Genomic DNA, 510 nt, shown 5'->3' on the forward strand with positions numbered 1-510 from the left:
TCTTTCCCCAAACACCCTGACCGATTGGGCAACTTTTCTCTAGCATCGGCAGTTCTTTGTCGCTCGCTTGAGTCGCCTGACAAAGAAAGTCATCGGCCAATACCGGGGCTGAAAATTGGGCGCACAGCAATAGCCCTCCTAAGCTGAGGCCTGATTGGACAATGCGTGATGAGAGGTGTGCCTTCTTCATTTCCATACGCTTCACTCTGAACTAGTGGGTAAGGTCATTATGGCGGCAAAGCGCCAAAAAAATGTGAACAAAGAATAACTAGCAAAAAAAGAGCCGGAATTGCATCCGGCTCTCAGTTTAGGAAGGAAATGAGCGATTTAACAATGCTCTATGTCTAAATTCTTAACCTTTGTACAGTTTCGGGTTAAATACATCACGTAACCAGTAACCCAGAAGGTTAATAACCAGTACCAAAGTAACTAGCACAATACCTGGGAAGGCTGTAATCCACCAAGCACCAGAGAAGATGTAGTTAAAGCCGATGCTGATCAACGCGCCCA

At 45.9% G+C, this 510-nt stretch carries 2 pseudogenes; both read right to left on the reverse strand.

What is annotated here, in order from left to right:
* Positions 1–196: pseudogene (locus tag R7044_RS28250) on the reverse strand (SPOR domain-containing protein); the annotation flags it as partial.
* Positions 197–352: 156 nt separating this feature from the next.
* Positions 353–510 (reverse strand): annotated as a pseudogene (locus tag R7044_RS28255) (ABC transporter permease); the annotation flags it as partial.

The sequence above is a fragment of the Vibrio sp. 1402 genome, assembly GCF_033340275.1.